This is a genomic window from Diaphorobacter sp. C33 (genome assembly GCF_030503915.1).
Taxonomy (GTDB): Bacteria; Pseudomonadota; Gammaproteobacteria; order Burkholderiales; family Burkholderiaceae_C; genus Diaphorobacter; species Diaphorobacter nitroreducens.
Map to the genome: position 1 here is coordinate 1,305,019 of NZ_CP129980.1, position 15,082 is coordinate 1,320,100.

The window sequence follows — 15,082 nt, forward strand, 5'->3', positions numbered from 1 at the left end:
AACAAAGCCACCGCCGCCGCCTTGACCGCCACCGCCACTCCCCTGATTGCCGCCGGCACCCTGCTGGGCGGCATCGGCCTGTTCCTGCTGGGCATGACCATGCTGACCGACGGGCTCAAGCTGGCGGCCGGGCGCGCGCTGGAGCGCATCCTGGCCGCCTGGACGCGCACGCCGCTGCACGGGCTGGTGACCGGGGTGGCGCTCACGGCGCTGGTGCAATCGTCCACCGCCATGACGGTGGCGGCCATCGGTTTCGTCAACGCGGGGTTGCTGGGCTTCAGCTCCGCGCTGTGGGTGGTGTTCGGCTCCAATCTGGGTTCATCGGTCACCGGCTGGCTCGTGGCGTGGCTAGGCTTTGCGGTGAAGGCCGATGCCTTCGCCCTTCCGTTCATCGGCATCGGCATGGCGCTGCAAATCACCGGCAGCGGCACGCGGCGCGGGGCGCTGGGCCAGGCGGTGGCGGGGTTCGGCGTGCTGTTTCTGGGTATCGAACTGCTGCGCAACGGCTTCACCGGGCTGGGTCCGCAAGCGCTGCCACCGCTGTCCAGCGACCTGCCGGGCCTGGCGCTGGCAGTGCTCATCGGCCTGGGCATGACGGTGGTGCTGCAGGCCTCGTCGGCCACGCTGGCGGTGGTGCTCACGGCCGTGGCGGGCGGGTCACTGGCGGTGGAAGTGGGCGCGGGCGTGGTCATCGGCGCCAACGTGGGCACCACGCTCACGGGCATCCTGGCCGCCATCCACGCCACGTCCAACGCGCGGCGCCTGGCGGCGGCACACGTGCTGTTCAACGTGGTGACGGCCGCGGCGGCCCTGGCGCTGCTGTCGCCCCTGCTCGCGGCCATCCACCATCTGGGCGTATGGCTCACGGGTGAGGGAGACGCAGTGACGCAGCTCGTGATCTTCCACACCGCGTTCAACCTGCTGGGCGTGCTGCTCATGTGGCCGCTGTCGGGGCCGCTCGCGCGCTTTCTGCTGGCACGCTTTCGCTCGGCGGACGAAGACGTGGCCCGTGCGCAGTTCCTGGACCACAACGTGGCCGCCGTGCCCGCGCTGGCCCTGCAGGCGCTGCGCCGCGAGATGGCGCGCGTAGGCCACCTGGCACTGCAGCTGGCGTCGGATGCCACCCGCATGGCGCCCGTCGCCCTGCCCTGGCAACCGGCCGGCGCACAGGCCGCGAGCCAGCTCACGCGCCAGTTGCAGGCGCTGGAGCAGCTGCAGCAGCAGGTGGGCGCGTTTGTGAGCGACGTGAGCCGCCAGCCGCTGTCGCGCGACGTGGCCGACCAGATGCCCGAGCTGCTGCGCATTGCGGGCTACTACGACACGCTGGCGCGTGTCATGCACCAGGTGGGCCAGCAGGCGCTGCGCGTCACGCACCCCGCAACGGTAGCGCCCACCACGCCCGAAGGCCACCCCCTGGCCGCGCTGCCCCTGGCCTTCACCGCGGCGCTGGATTTCTTTGCCGCCGCTGATCCCAAGGCCCACGACCTGGACCAGGTGAACACCGCACAAGCCGTGTTCAACGCGGCGTATGAAGCCGCCAAGGCCGCCGTGCTGCGCGCGGGTGCCCAGGGCTTGCTGGAAGTGACGGCCGTGCACGAGTGGACGGGCCTGCTGGGCGACCTGCGCCGCGCCGTGGAACAGGCCCACAAGGCCGCGCAGCATCTGGCAGCCCTGCCGCGTCTCAAACCCACCCCGCCCGCCAACGGCCCGGCAAGCGTTACGCCCGGTGCCGAATGATCTGCGGAAGCAGATCAGGCAAAAAAGCGCCTGAAACACCCTTGCATACTGCGCTGGAAGCTATATAAAGCATAGCAATCTGAGCACATCCGTACGGCTGCACCCCCAACGGGTGTTCCGTCATGGGCCGACGCACTGTTGCGTTATGGCACACGGCTGCGCCGCTGCGGCACAGCCGCGGCACGCCCCACCGCCCCCTTCCCTCTGTCGCCGTGCTGGCACGGCGCTTGCACTGAGGCACTGCCGCCGCCGCATCGGTGGCATTCCTTCACAAGCATTCAGGAGACACCACATGAACATGGCCGAAATCGCCAGCCTTGGCATCGCCAACCCCTACAAGCAGCAGTACGGCAACTACATTGGCGGGCAGTGGGTGGCGCCCGTGGACGGGCAGTACTTCGAGAACATCTCGCCCATCAACGGCCAGAAGTTCACGGCCGTGCCGCGCTCCAACAGCAAGGACATCGACGCCGCACTGGACGCCGCGCACAAAGCCAAGGCCGCGTGGGGCCGCACCTCGACCACCGAGCGCGCCAACATCCTGAACCGGATCGCCGACCGCATGGAGGCCAACCTGCTGCAGATCGCCGTGGCCGAGACCATCGACAACGGCAAGCCGCTGCGCGAGACCATGGCGGCCGACATTCCGCTGGCCATCGACCACTTCCGCTACTTCGCCGGCGCGGTGCGCGCGCAGGAGGGCGGCATCAGCGAGATCGACGCCGACACCATCGCCTACCACTTCCATGAGCCGCTGGGCGTGGTCGGGCAGATCATTCCGTGGAACTTCCCCATCCTGATGGCGGTGTGGAAGCTCGCCCCCGCGCTGGCTGCGGGCAACTGCGTGGTGCTGAAACCCGCGGAGCAGACGCCCGCCTCCATCCTGGTGCTGATGGAGATCATTGGCGACCTGCTGCCGCCGGGCGTGGTCAATGTGGTCAACGGCTTTGGCCTGGAGGCCGGCAAGCCGCTGGCCTCCAGCAACCGCATCGCAAAAATAGCCTTCACCGGCGAGACCACCACGGGCCGGCTCATCATGCAGTACGCCAGCCAGAACATCATTCCCGTGACGCTGGAGCTGGGCGGCAAGAGCCCCAACATCTTCTTCGAGGACGTGATGTCCGCCGACGACGGCTTCTTCGACAAGGCGTTGGAAGGCTTTGCGATGTTCGCGCTGAACCAGGGCGAGGTCTGCACCTGCCCCAGCCGCGCGTTGATCCAGGAATCGATCTACGAGCGCTTCATGGAGCGCGCGCTCAAGCGCGTGGCCGCTATCCAGCAAGGCCACCCGCTGGACAAGAACACCATGATCGGCGCCCAGGCCTCGCAGGAGCAACTGGAAAAGATCCTTTCTTACCTGGACCTGGGCAAGCAGGAAGGCGCCCAGTGCCTCATCGGCGGCGCGCGCAACACCGCCCTGGGCGGCGACCTGGCCGGCGGCTACTACGTGCAGCCCACGGTGTTCAAGGGCCACAACAAGATGCGCATCTTCCAGGAAGAAATCTTCGGGCCCGTGGTCTCGGTGACCACCTTCAAGACCGAGGAAGAGGCGCTGGAGATCGCCAACGACACGCTCTACGGCCTGGGCGCGGGCGTGTGGAGCCGTGATGGCGCACGCGCCTTCCGCATGGGCAAGGGCATCCAGGCCGGGCGCGTGTGGACCAACTGCTACCACCACTACCCCGCGCACGCCGCGTTTGGCGGCTACAAGCAGTCGGGCATCGGCCGTGAGAACCACAAGATGATGCTGGACCACTACCAGCAGACCAAGAACCTGCTGGTGAGCTACACCCAGCAGCCGCTGGGCTTCTTCTAAGCCCATACAGCGCCCCCACTGGCCGTCCCAGCGGGGGCGGCTGGTGCACGGGGGCTCCCCTTGCGTTCATTTGCACAGAGAAGGAGGTTTATCCCATGCCAGCCAAGACAATGAAAGCCGCCGTGGTCCGCGAGTTCGGCAAGCCGCTGACGATCGAAGAGGTGCCCGTGCCCACCCCCGCCGCCGACCAGATCCTGGTGAAGATCGAGGCCTCGGGCGTGTGCCACACCGACCTACACGCCGCCGAGGGCGACTGGCCCGTCAAGCCCAATCCGCCCTTCATCCCGGGGCATGAGGGCGTGGGCTTCGTCGCCGCCGTGGGCGCCAACGTCAAGCATGTGAAGGAAGGCGACCGCGTGGGCGTGCCCTGGCTGCACTCGGCCTGCGGCTGTTGCACGCACTGCCTGGGCGGTTGGGAGACGCTGTGCGAGTCGCAGAGCAACACGGGGTATTCGGTCAACGGCGGTTTTGCCGACTACGCGCTGGCCGACCCCAACTACGTGGGCCACCTGCCGAAAGACGTGGGCTTCGTGGACATCGCCCCCGTGCTGTGCGCCGGCGTGACCGTGTACAAAGGCCTGAAGGTGACCGACACCAAGCCCGGCGACTGGGTGGCGATTTCCGGCATTGGCGGCCTGGGCCACATGGCCGTGCAGTACGCCCGCGCCATGGGGCTGAACGTGGCTGCGGTGGACGTGGACGACGACAAGCTCGCGCTGGCCCGCCAGCTGGGCGCCAGCGTGACGGTGAACGCCCGCGACACCGACCCGGCCGCCTTCCTGCAAAAGGAGATCGGCGGCGCGCACGGCGCGCTGGTCACGGCCGTGTCGCCCAAGGCCTTCGAGCAGGCGCTGGGCATGGTGCGGCGTGGCGGCACGGTGTCGCTCAACGGGTTGCCGCCGGGCAACTTCCCTCTGCCCATCTTCGACATGGTGCTGCGCGGCGTGACCGTGCGCGGCTCCATCGTCGGCACGCGTCTGGACCTGCAGGAGTCGCTGGACTTCGCCGCGCGCGGCCAGGTGAAGGCCACGGTGCGCACCGAGAAGCTGGAGAACATCAACGACGTGTTCGCGCGCATGCACAAGGGCCAGATCCAGGGCCGCGTGGTGCTGGACATGGCGGCCTGACGCCGCGGCACAGGTAACGCCATGACCACGCCAGCGCCGCCCGCCACCCGCGTGTCGGCCACGCCCGAGGCCACGGCGCTCATCAAGCGCCTGGTGGCCCAGCACGGGCCGCTGATGTTCCACCAGTCGGGTGGCTGCTGCGACGGCAGCGCGCCCATGTGCTTTGCCCGCGGGGAGTTCCTGCTGGGCGATGCCGACGTGCTGCTGGGCGAGATCGCCGGGCAGCCGTTCTACATGAGCCGCGCGCAGTTCGCGTACTGGGAGCACACGCACCTCCTCATCGATGCGGTACCGGGCGGCGGGGGCATGTTCTCGCTCGAAGGGCCCACGGGCATGCGCTTTCTCACGCGCTCGCGGCTGTACAGCGACGAGGAATGGGCCGCCATCGAAGCGCTGGGGCCGCCGCCAACGGGCGGCCAGTGACGCTGCTCTAGTGTTGCTCTTTATTTAATAGCTGCTCGCGCTGTATCGGCGGCGTTTTTCAGATAAATTTCGACTGAATCGCCCGCCCAACCAGCGCAAATCGCTCCTTTTTCAGGAGCGACGCGACTGCGCGCGCAGGTAGCGGTACACCGTGTTGCGCGACACGCCCAGCGCGCGCGCGGCGGCGGAGACATTGCCCGCGTGCGCATCCAGTGCCTGCTGCAGCGCATGGGCCGCCACATCGCCCAGCGGCCGCACGCTGGCCGGGGCCGGGGCCGGGACCGCGGCACGCGCGCCGTCCGCTGGCGGCACCGCCGGCTGAGAGAACGCCTGCGCCACCACGCGGCCCTGCTGCGCCAGCGCCTCGCATTCCTCCAGGAAGTCCTCCGGCAGGTGCGCGCACGTGATCGCGTCAGCCCCTTCAGCCAACAGCGCCGCCGTGCGCAGCACGTTGGACAGCTGGCGCAGGTTGCCCGGCCAGGCGTGGGCGGCGAACAACGCCATCACCTCGGGCGCCACCGGCATGGGGCTGTCTGCGGCGGGAGAGTCATGCTGGGCGCGCAGCAACCGCTGCACGATCACCGCCAGGTCCGTGCGCTCGCGCAGCGCAGGCAGTCGCACTACCAGGCCGTTCAGCCGGTAGTACAGGTCGTCACGAAACTGGCCGTCGGCCATCATGGCGCGCAGGTTGCGGTGCGTGGCGCAGACCACGTTCACGTCCACCTCGATCTGCCGCGTGCTGCCCAGAGGCGCCACGCTGCGCTCCTGCAGCACGCGCAGCAGCCGCGCCTGCATGGCGAGCGGCATGTCGCCAATCTCGTCCAGGAACAGCGTGCCGCCGTGCGCCTGCACGATCTTGCCCACGCTGCCCTTGCGGCGCGCGCCGGTGAAGGCGCCCTCTTCGTAGCCGAACAGCTCGGCCTCGATCAGCGACTCGGGAATGGACGCGCAGTTCACCGCCACGAAGGGCCCCCGCGCGCGCGGGCCGTCGTTATGGATGGCACGCGCCAGCAGCTCCTTGCCGGTGCCCGTCTCACCCAGGATCATCGTGGGCACGCCACGCCCCAGCAGCCGCGTGACGCGCTCGATCACCTGCGCCAGCTGGGCATCGCCCGTGTCCAGGTAGCGCAGGCTGGACAGGCCCGGGGCCGCAGCAGGCCGCGCGCGCGGCGGCGGAGCCTCGGCCGGGACGTCCGGGCACACCGGCAGCGTGACGCCGCCGCGTGGCGCAAACTCCACCTGTGCGTGCACCGACACGCCTGCCGGCAGTTGCAGCGCCAGCAGCGTGGGCACCGAGCGGCGCGCATGCTCCAGCAGCGCGCCCATCGACAGGCCGAACAGCGAGGTGAAGGTGTGTGCCGCCAGCGCCGGTCCCGACAACCCCAGCTGGAACTGCGCGCTGCGGTTGGCCGCCAGAAAGCGCCCCTGCGGGGTAAACGCCGCCAGCCCTTCCATGAGCGTGCCCAGGAACTCGGCGCGCGCATGAAAGCGCAGGCGCACGGCATCCTCGTACACCTTGCCGAAGAGGTGGTTCTCCACCATCGCGGCGGACATGCGCACCAGCGCCAGCGTGTGGGCGCTGTGGCCACGGCGGTCGCCGCTCACGTCCAGCGCACCGAGGATCTGCCCCTGCGGGTCCAGGATGGGAGCGCATGAACAGGTGAGGAACTGGTTGGCTTCCAGGTAATGCTGGCGCCCGTTGATCTGCACCGCATCGCCCAGGGCCAGCGCCGTACCAATGGCGTTGGTGCCCTTGCTGCGCTCCGACCAGCCCGCACCGGGCTGCAGGGCCACGCGGCCGGCGCGGTCCAGGAAGGCATCATCGCCCTCGGCATGCAGGATCACCCCCTGCGCGTCGGTCAGCATCACCATGCTCTGCGTGCCGCGCAGCTGCTGCGCCAGGGTTTCCATGACGGGGCGCGCATGGGCGCACAGGGCCTCGTTGCGTGCCACGGTCCAGGCCAGGGTCTGGCGGTCCAGCAGGTGCAGGTCGGCCTGCTCATGGGGCTGCAGCCCGAACGACTGCGAGCGGGCGTGGGCCTGGGCGACGACGCCTGCCGTGGTCAGCGCCAGCGCGGCACCCGCGGAAGGATGCGCGCCGGGCGTTGCGGTGCGGTGCATGGTGTCTCCTATGCAAGCTATGCGCTGCACGGCACGCGGCCAGGCGGCGCTTTGGGACCGCACGATAGCATCAACGGCCGCTGACGAGCCCAGCAACCGCGGCGGGCACGCTGGCATGGGGCTGCGCCCACGCGTGGGCCAACGCCTGCAGGGCAGTGCCTGCGTCCTGCTCGAGCTTGAGCGCCAGCAGCCCGTCGGCCCGTGTACGCCCCTGGTTGACCGCTGCCACCGGCAGGCCCGCATCGACCGCCGCCTGCACGAACCGGAAGCCCGAATACACCATGAGCGACGAGCCCACGACGAGCACCGCGTGCGAGCGTGCCAGCGCCGCGCGCGCGGCCTCCACACGCTCGCGCGGCACGCTCTCGCCAAAGAACACCACGTCGGGCTTGAGCAGGCCGTTGCCGCAGTGCGCGCAGGAAGGCACATCGAAGCCGCCGAAGTCCCGTCCGTCCAGATCGGCGTCCCCATCGGGCGCGGCGCCGGCCTGCAGCGCCACCCATCCAGGGTTGCGCCGCTCCAGTTCGTGTTGCAACGCGGCACGCGGCGCACGCATGCCGCAGTCCATGCACAGCACGGTGTCGATGCGCCCGTGCAGGTCCAGCGTGCGCTGGCTGCCCGCTGCGCTGTGCAGGCCGTCCACGTTCTGGGTCAACAGCAGTTCGATACGGCCCGCCGCTTCCAGCGCAGCCAGCGCACGGTGCGCAGAACCGGGCTGGGCGCTGCCCATCACCCGCCAGCCCAGCAGGCTGCGCGCCCAATAGCGCCGGCGCGTGGCTTCATCACCCATGAAGGCCTGGAAGGTGACGGGCTGGGGGCGCTTCCATTCACCGTTGTGGTCGCGGTAGTCGGGAATGCCCACCTCCGTACTGCAGCCCGCGCCCGTGATGACGAACAACCGCGGGTGGCGGCGCACGAAGTCAAGCAGCGCATCAACGTCGGCGGCAGCTTGCATCACAGCCCCTCAGTCCATGCCGGGCGCGATGCTCTCGGCGTAGTCGTACACCGCGCCGAGGATGGCCTCGGTGCGTTCGTCATCGGCCTCGGCACCCAGCGTGTCCAGGCGCTCGAACAGCGCGTCGAACGTCAGCCCGCCGCCCTCGCCCTCCACCAGCATGGCGACGCGGTGCGCCTCCCAGCGCTCCTGCTCCTCGGGCGAGAGCGTGTGCGGGAAGTTGCGCGCACGGTAGCGCCAGACCAGCTCGGCCAGGCGCGCGTCGTCAAAACCCAGGCGCTCGTGCGCCAGCTCTTCGCCGGGCAATGCGCGCAGACGGTTCAGGCGGCGGCGGTCCTCATTGCCCACGAAGCCCCCGTACAGGTCCTGGTCCACATCCAGCGGCCCCTCCGCAGGGCGCTGGAACACCTGGGCCCAGACGGCCGTCAGGTCGGGCAACGCGCGCGCCGCGGCGGCATGTTGCGCGGCCTGTGGCAGGTCGATGCCCCAGCGCTGCGCCATGGCCGGCGTGAGCGTATTGAGGTTACCCACCACCATCGGCGACTTGTTCAGGTGCACGCTCTTGAGCGGCAGGCGTGTCACGCCCTCGGGCAGGTCGGCTGCGCGCGTGAACAGGCGCGTGCGGATCTCGTCAGCGGACAGCCGGGCCAGCTCGGAAGGGTCTTGCGCCAGGTCCCAGGCCAGCAGCTCATTCTTGTTGGTTGGGTGGCTGGCCAGCGGCCACATCACGGCCAGGCAGCCGCGTTCGGCGGGGAACATGCCCGAGACGTGCAGGAACGGCCGTGCCTCCTGCGCCGTGGTGGGCAGGCGCAGCTCGGCAGCCACGCGGTCCTTCTTGTGCAGGGACAGCGCGAAGTCAAACAGCCGGGGGTTGTGTGAACGGATGAGCCGCGCCAGCGCGATGGTCGCGCGCACGTCCGACAGCGCGTCGTGCGCGGCCTCGTGCGCCAGGCCGTTGGCCTTGGACAGATGCTCCAGGCGGAAGCTGGGCTTGCCGTCCACCTCGGGCCACGCGATGCCCTCGGGGCGCAGCGCGTAGGTCAGGCGCACCACATCCAGCAGGTCCCAGCGGCCGCACTGGTTCTGCCACTCGCGCGCATAGGGGTCCATGAGATTGCGCCAGAACATGAAGCGCGTGATCTCGTCGTCGAAACGGATGGTGTTGTAGCCCACGCCGATGGTGCCGGGCAGCGCCAGCTCGGCCTCGATGCGGGCGGCGAATTCGCGCTCGGGCAAACCCTTTTCCAGGCACAGCTGGGGCGTGATACCGGTGATCAGGCACGACTGCGGATCCGGCAGATAGTCGTTGGCCGGGCGGCAGTAGATCATCAGCGGCTCGCCGATCTCGTTGAGCTCGGCATCGGTGCGGACGGCGGCGAACTGTGCGGGGCGGTCGCGGCGCGTGTTGGCGCCAAAGGTTTCGTAGTCGTGCCAGAGAAAAGTGTGCATGAGGAAGAAGTTGCAGCCGGAAACAGTGCCAGGGCGAAGTATGCATGGCAGGCCGGCACAATGGCCGCATGCGTTTTCTCTTCATGCCCGACACCCTCGCCCGGCGCCGCGCCGCCGCCTCCGCACTCGGCCTGGCAGCACTGGCGGGGTGCGCCTCCGCTCCGCCAGCGACCCCCGCCGTAGCGGCTCCATCCGCTGCACCCAGCGCCCTTGCTCCCGCGCCGGTCATCCCCCAACTGCCGTCGCCCGCAGCGCCCACCACCCCGGCGCCTGCCCCGGCAGCATCCACCGTGGAACCTGCGAGCACGCCGGTAGCCCCGGCGCAGGCGGGCACCACTGCGGCCACACTGGCCGGCTTTCACGCCTGGGTGAGCGCCTTTGAACGCGAGGCGCTGGCCGCCGGCATCCGACCGCAGACCGTGGCCGCCACCCTGGGCCAGGTGCAGTGGCAACCGCGCGTGGTGGAACTGGACCGCGCCCAGCCCGAATTCACCCGCCCGCCCTGGGCCTACCTGGACAGCGCCGTGTCACCCCAGCGTATTGCGCAGGGACGCGAGCAGCGGCGCCAGTACGCCGACGCGCTGGACGCGGCCGCGCAGCGCTACGGCGTGCCCGCCAGCGTGGTCACGGCCATCTGGGGCATGGAGAGCAACTATGGCCGCAACTTCGGCAGCTTCCGCACCGTGGATGCGCTGGCCACCCTCGCCTACGACGGGCGCCGCAGCGCATGGGCCCAGCGCGAGCTGCTGGCCGCGTTGCGCATCGTGGACCAGGGCGACATCGCGGCCGACGCGCTCATCGGCTCCTGGGCCGGGGCCATGGGGCACACGCAGTTTCTGCCTTCGGTGTTCCTTGCCCACGCGGTGGATGCCGACGGGGACGGGCGGCGCGACATCTGGGGCAGCGTGCCCGACGTGGTGGCGTCCACGGCCAACTTCCTGTCCCATTCGGGCTGGAAGAGCGGTGAGCCGTGGGGCGCCGAAGTGCTGCTGCCGCCCGGCTTCGACTACGCACGCGCCGAACTGAGCGTGCGCCAGGCCAGCAGCGACTGGGCCGCTGAAGGGGTGCGCGGGGTGGATGGCGCAGAACTGCCGCCGCTGCAGGACGCCTCCGTCCTTACCCCGGCAGGCGCGCGTGGTCCCGCCATCCTGGTCGGGCCCAACTTCCGCGCGCTGCTGCGCTACAACAACTCGGTGAACTACGCCCTGGCCGTCGGCCTGCTGGCACGGCAGATCGACGGCGGCGCGGGCCTGGCATCCGCCTGGCCGCGCGAACTGCAGCCTCTGTCGCGCAGCGAAGTACGCGCGCTGCAGGAGGCGCTGAACGCGCGCGGCCTGGACACCGGCACGCCCGACGGCGTGGCAGGACCCGCCACGCGCGCTGGGGTGCGCCGCTACCAGCAAAGTGTGGGCTTGCCCGCCGATGGCTATGCCACGCGCGAACTATTGCAGCGACTGCTGACGCATTGAGCGGGCGTTACTCCACTTTTAATAGCTTCTCGCGCTTGCTGGACGGGCGCTAGAGCCTGATTTCATCAAGATCGCCGCTTCACTCGAAGCCGCGCCCCTCGCCCGCCTCTTCGTGGGTCACGCCGTCGCGTATGTGGTAGATGCGCTTGAAGGTGGGAATGATCTTCTCGTCGTGCGTGACGACGATGATGGCCGTTTCCAGGCGCCGAGCCATGTCGTTCAGGATGCGGATCACCGCCATGGCACGTTGCGAATCCAGCGGCGCCGTGGGCTCGTCGGCCAGGATCACCGGCGGGCGGTTGACCAAGCCGCGGGCGATGGCCACACGCTGCTGCTCCCCGCCCGACAGTTGCGATGGCATGGCCGTGGCGCGGTGCTGCACGTCCAGGGCCGTGAGCAACTCCAGTGCGCGGCGGCGCGCCTCGTCGTTGGGCACGCCGGCCAGCATGGGCAGCAGCGCCACGTTGTCGGTGGCATCCAGAAACTGGATCAGGTACGGCGCCTGGAACACGAAGCCGATCTGGTCGCGGCGCAGCGCGCGCAGGTCGGGTACTTGCCAGCCGTCGTCATAGATCACGGTGTCGCCCAGCGTCATGCGGCCCGACGTGGGGTCGATCACCGCGCCCAGGCACTTGAGCAGCGTGCTCTTGCCCGAGCCGGAAGGGCCGATCAGGCCCACCACCTCACCCGGTGCCACGTGCATGTTCACGTCCTTGAGGGCGAGGAACGCCGTGTCGCCGGAGCCGTAGCGCTTGGTCAGGCGCTCAATGTGGATCCCTTTCCTGCTCATTGCTGCGTCCTCACCCTATCGCTTCGGCCGGATCGACCCGCAGCGCCATGCGGATGGCCACCACGCTGGAGAGCACGCAGATCGCCAGCACCGCGATGAACCCCGCCACCGTATCGAACGGCACCAGCAGCACGTATTTGGGAAACAGCGGCGCGGCAAAGGTGGCCGTTATCTTGCCAACGACGAAGCCGATCACGCCCAGCACCAGCGCCTGCTGCAGGATCATCCAGGCGATGGTGCGGTTGCGCGTGCCGATGAGCTTGAGCACGGCAATCTCGCGGATCTTGTCCATCGTCAGCGTGTAGATGAGAAAAGCCACGATGGCCGCACTGACCAGCGCCAGGATCACCAGGAACATGCCGATCTGCTTGGCCGATGTGGCGATGAGCTTGCCCACGAGGATGCCTTCCATCTGCGCCCGGTCGTACACCGTGAGCCGCTTCCAGCGGCGGATGGGCTCGGCCACCTCCTCAGATGTGAAGCCCGGCTGCATGCGCACCAGCACGGCATTCACATAGCTGTTGCTGGTTTGCGAGGCCACCACCGCATCCAACAGGTCGGGAACGCCGGGGCGGTTGAAGGCCGGGTTGGCCTCGGTGCGGCGGCGCTGCATGAGGATGGCGTCGTTGTCCTTGAGGAACTGCGCCTCCTGCGCATCTTTCAACGGTATGAACACCATCGGGTCGCCGCTGGACGAGACCATGCGCCGCGTGAGGCCCACCACCGTGTAGTGGTTGCGCCGAATCTTCAGCACATCGCCCAGACGCACGCCGGCCGCCACGTCGGCGACGGCCTCGTAATGGCCGCGCGTGATCTGGCGCCCCGCCACCAACTGCGGTGGCCAGCCGGGCGCGCCTGGGCCGCTCGCGGTGATGCCCACCACCATGGAGCGCACATCCTTGTCGCCGTGGCCCACCTGCATGGTCAGGTAGGTGATGTTGGCGGCCTGCGCCACGCCCGGCATGGCGCGGATGCCGCGCCACAGGTCGTCGGGCACGCTGGAGGATTCCGCGTAGGGGCCCAGCGTGTCTTTCTGCACCACCCACAGGTCGGCGCCGCTGTTGTCCAGCAGCACCTTGCCGTCGTCCACCATGCCGCGGTAGACGCCCGCCATGGTCAGCGTCACGCCGATCAGCAGGCCCAGGCCGATGCCGGTGAAGACGAACTTCCCCCAGGCATGCAGAATGTCGCGCCCTGCCAGGCTGATCAAGGCGCCACCCCGGCAATGCGCTCGACCACGTGCACGCGGCTGCGCGCCGTGAGCGCCCTCTCGCTGTACACCACGATGGAGTCGCCCACGGCCAGCCCGTCCAGCACCTGCACATGGCCGTCGAGGTCCGCACGGCCCAGGCGTACCTGCGCAAACTGCGGCTTGCCGCCGACCAGCTTCCACACGCCGCGCTGCCCGTCCACGAAGCGGATGGCCGCATTGGGGATGGTGGGCGCTTCGGGCAGTGCCGGCAGGCGCACGGTGACCTCGGCCAGTTCACCGACGGGGGGCAGCGGTGTAACCGGTGCATCGAAGACGATCTTGGCCAGCGTCTCCTCTGTCACCGCGTCCGCCAGGGGCTCGACGCGCAGCACGCTGCCGACCAGGTTGTCCCCGCGGCGCGAGCGCAGCACCACCTCGGCCGGTAGCTGTGCCGCCAACCCTTGGGCGGTGATCTGGTCAAAGCGCGTGTCGATCCACAGGCTGGCCGGGTCGATGAGCTTTACCACCGCCTGCCCCGCCACCACGGTCGTGCCAGGGTCGGCATCGCGCGCAGCCACCATGCCGGCCACGGGCGACACCAGCCGCAGGTTGCCACGCTGCGCGCGCAATGCCTGCAAGTCAGCGCGCAGACGGCTCGCATCCTCGCGGGCAGCGGCCAGCGCGGCGTCTGCCACGGCCAGTTCCTGCTGCTTGGTGGCGTAGCTTTCCTCGCTGGTGCCGCGCACCGCCACCAGTTTCCCGTAGCGCTGGTGCTGGGTCTGCGCATAGCTCTGCCTGGCCTCTGCCTGGCGCAGCGCGGCCTCGGCGCTCTTGATGGCCGCCTGCTGTGCGCGCACGCGGTCGTCCAGGTCCACCGGGTCCATTTCGCCCAGCACCTGCCCAGCCTCAACCCTGTCGCCCACCTGCACGTCCAGGCGCTGCACGCGCCCCGCGAAGGTGGGGCCGATCTTGTACAGATACCGCGCCTGCACCGTGCCGATGCCCGAGAGTGCCGGAGCAATGGCGCGCGATTGCACGCTGCCCAGCGTGACCGCCACGGGCGCCAGCGGCCCCGAACGCAGAGCGACATAAACGAACAGCGCCACCAGCGGCGCAATGACGGCGATCAGCGCCAGCGTGCGGCGCTGCAGACGGGGAAACTTCATAGCGCTCTTCCGATGCCGCGGCGGTAAATGGCAAACACGCCCTGCGCATCGCGGCGCATGCGCTGCACGTCGCCCGCGAGCAGCGACTGCATCACCAGCCCCTGCACGGTGCCGATGAACAGCACGGCAGCGGCCTGCGCATCCAGTTGCGGGTCCAGCTCTCCCGCGGCTTTGCCGGTCTCCAGCAGCCCGCGCAGGCGCTCGCCGTAGGCCGTGATCAGGGTCTGCACCATCTGCTTGGGCAGGGTTTGGCCGGGGCGTTGGAGCTCCCCAAAGATGAGGCGTGGCACACCGGGCCGCTCGCACACGAAATGGATGTGCGCCATGAACACAGCCTCCAGCGCCGCCAGGGGAGAGGCTGCCCCATCCGCGGCCGCGTCCACGCGCGCCATGAGACGCTGTGCCACCCACGACATCACCGCCTGCAGGATGGCGTCTTTGGACGCGAAATGCCGAAACAGTGCCCCCTGCGTCACGCCCATATGCTGGGCAATGGCGGTGGTGGTGATGTCGCTGGGGTTCTGCTGGGCCGCCAGATCGACCACGGCCTCCACCGTGGCGGTGCGCCGTTCGTCAGCGGGCAGGTACTTGGGCAGCTCACTCATGCAGTCACCAAAAGAAAGTAATTTATTACTATCTTATCGATAAACACGTTCGGCACAAGGCACGGAGGCCCCCTGGAGCATCTAGTTGTGCCCCATTCGCCGACCACACCCTGCAATTCACTCTCTTATCGATAGCTACGCTCGCTTACTGGATAAAAGCCAGAACCGCTTTTGCTCATAAGCAGGGCGCGCGCCCATAAAAAAACCCGCAGCGCGGGCTGCGGGTTTGTTA

12 protein-coding genes are annotated in these 15,082 nt (G+C 69.1%); 5 read left to right on the top strand and 7 right to left on the bottom strand.

Annotation, left to right across the window (positions count from 1 at the left end):
- Positions 1–21: 21 nt before the first annotated feature.
- The 4 genes from QY917_RS06220 to QY917_RS06235 all read left to right on the top strand — a co-directional run bounded on the left by QY917_RS06220 (position 22) and on the right by QY917_RS06235 (position 5,103).
- Positions 22–1,737 carry a Na/Pi cotransporter family protein gene (locus QY917_RS06220; protein ID WP_123675782.1) on the top strand — a complete coding sequence of 572 codons (1,716 nt, stop codon included), beginning with the start codon at positions 22–24 and terminating at the stop codon, positions 1,735–1,737.
- A gap of 292 nt (positions 1,738–2,029) precedes the next feature.
- The gene (gene adh, locus QY917_RS06225) at positions 2,030–3,553 is read left to right on the top strand and encodes an aldehyde dehydrogenase (protein WP_011805141.1); all 1,524 of its coding nucleotides are present in this window, start codon (positions 2,030–2,032) and stop codon (positions 3,551–3,553) included.
- 95 nt (positions 3,554–3,648) lie between these two features.
- Positions 3,649–4,680, top strand: a complete 1,032-nt coding sequence (adhP, locus tag QY917_RS06230; protein ID WP_047351213.1) for an alcohol dehydrogenase AdhP — start codon at positions 3,649–3,651, stop codon at positions 4,678–4,680.
- A 21-nt stretch (positions 4,681–4,701) separates the two neighbouring features.
- The gene (locus tag QY917_RS06235) at positions 4,702–5,103 is read left to right on the top strand and encodes a DUF779 domain-containing protein (RefSeq protein WP_123675781.1); all 402 of its coding nucleotides are present in this window, start codon (positions 4,702–4,704) and stop codon (positions 5,101–5,103) included.
- 111 nt (positions 5,104–5,214) lie between these two features.
- Here the strand turns inward: QY917_RS06235 and QY917_RS06240 are convergent, their stop codons facing one another.
- The 3 genes from QY917_RS06240 to sbcB all read right to left on the bottom strand — a co-directional run bounded on the left by QY917_RS06240 (position 5,215) and on the right by sbcB (position 9,628).
- Positions 5,215–7,224 (bottom strand): sigma-54-dependent Fis family transcriptional regulator, encoded by a 2,010-nt coding sequence (locus QY917_RS06240; RefSeq protein ID WP_123675780.1) that lies wholly within the window; start codon positions 7,222–7,224, stop codon positions 5,215–5,217.
- Positions 7,225–7,294: 70 nt separating this feature from the next.
- Complete coding sequence (locus tag QY917_RS06245) at positions 7,295–8,179, bottom strand: NAD-dependent protein deacetylase (RefSeq protein WP_123675779.1); 885 nt, start codon at positions 8,177–8,179, stop codon at positions 7,295–7,297.
- Positions 8,180–8,188: 9 nt separating this feature from the next.
- Positions 8,189–9,628 carry an exodeoxyribonuclease I gene (sbcB, locus tag QY917_RS06250; protein ID WP_123675778.1) on the bottom strand — a complete coding sequence of 480 codons (1,440 nt, stop codon included), beginning with the start codon at positions 9,626–9,628 and terminating at the stop codon, positions 8,189–8,191.
- 68 nt (positions 9,629–9,696) lie between these two features.
- On the opposite strand from sbcB, the gene QY917_RS06255 reads away from it, so the two are divergent.
- Complete coding sequence (locus tag QY917_RS06255) at positions 9,697–11,097, top strand: lytic murein transglycosylase (protein WP_302079039.1); 1,401 nt, start codon at positions 9,697–9,699, stop codon at positions 11,095–11,097.
- 79 nt (positions 11,098–11,176) lie between these two features.
- Here QY917_RS06255 and QY917_RS06260 read toward each other — a convergent pair whose 3' ends face one another.
- From QY917_RS06260 to QY917_RS06275, 4 genes are read right to left on the bottom strand one after another with little or no spacing between them, the layout of a single operon-like run.
- Positions 11,177–11,887 carry an ABC transporter ATP-binding protein gene (locus tag QY917_RS06260; protein ID WP_015913233.1) on the bottom strand — a complete coding sequence of 237 codons (711 nt, stop codon included), beginning with the start codon at positions 11,885–11,887 and terminating at the stop codon, positions 11,177–11,179.
- A 10-nt stretch (positions 11,888–11,897) separates the two neighbouring features.
- Positions 11,898–13,097 carry an ABC transporter permease gene (locus QY917_RS06265; protein ID WP_015913232.1) on the bottom strand — a complete coding sequence of 400 codons (1,200 nt, stop codon included), beginning with the start codon at positions 13,095–13,097 and terminating at the stop codon, positions 11,898–11,900.
- Positions 13,094–14,245, bottom strand: coding sequence for an efflux RND transporter periplasmic adaptor subunit (locus QY917_RS06270; RefSeq protein WP_123675777.1), 1,152 nt, complete (start codon positions 14,243–14,245; stop codon positions 13,094–13,096). The genes QY917_RS06265 and QY917_RS06270 overlap by 4 nt, the downstream gene beginning before the upstream one ends.
- Positions 14,242–14,850, bottom strand: coding sequence for a TetR/AcrR family transcriptional regulator (locus tag QY917_RS06275; RefSeq protein ID WP_123675776.1), 609 nt, complete (start codon positions 14,848–14,850; stop codon positions 14,242–14,244). The genes QY917_RS06270 and QY917_RS06275 overlap by 4 nt, the downstream gene beginning before the upstream one ends.
- Between the last annotated feature and the right edge of the window lie 232 nt (positions 14,851–15,082).

Coding starts and splice junctions, on each gene's coding strand:
- adh (WP_011805141.1), top strand. CDS start 2,030: ATGAACATGGCCGAAATCGCCAGCCTTGGCATCGCCAACCCCTACAAG.
- adhP (WP_047351213.1), top strand. CDS start 3,649: ATGCCAGCCAAGACAATGAAAGCCGCCGTGGTCCGCGAGTTCGGCAAG.
- QY917_RS06235 (WP_123675781.1), top strand. CDS start 4,702: ATGACCACGCCAGCGCCGCCCGCCACCCGCGTGTCGGCCACGCCCGAG.
- QY917_RS06240 (WP_123675780.1), bottom strand. CDS start 7,224: ATGCACCGCACCGCAACGCCCGGCGCGCATCCTTCCGCGGGTGCCGCG.
- QY917_RS06245 (WP_123675779.1), bottom strand. CDS start 8,179: ATGCAAGCTGCCGCCGACGTTGATGCGCTGCTTGACTTCGTGCGCCGC.
- sbcB (WP_123675778.1), bottom strand. CDS start 9,628: ATGCACACTTTTCTCTGGCACGACTACGAAACCTTTGGCGCCAACACG.
- QY917_RS06255 (WP_302079039.1), top strand. CDS start 9,697: ATGCGTTTTCTCTTCATGCCCGACACCCTCGCCCGGCGCCGCGCCGCC.
- QY917_RS06260 (WP_015913233.1), bottom strand. CDS start 11,887: ATGAGCAGGAAAGGGATCCACATTGAGCGCCTGACCAAGCGCTACGGC.
- QY917_RS06270 (WP_123675777.1), bottom strand. CDS start 14,245: ATGAAGTTTCCCCGTCTGCAGCGCCGCACGCTGGCGCTGATCGCCGTC.
- QY917_RS06275 (WP_123675776.1), bottom strand. CDS start 14,850: ATGAGTGAGCTGCCCAAGTACCTGCCCGCTGACGAACGGCGCACCGCC.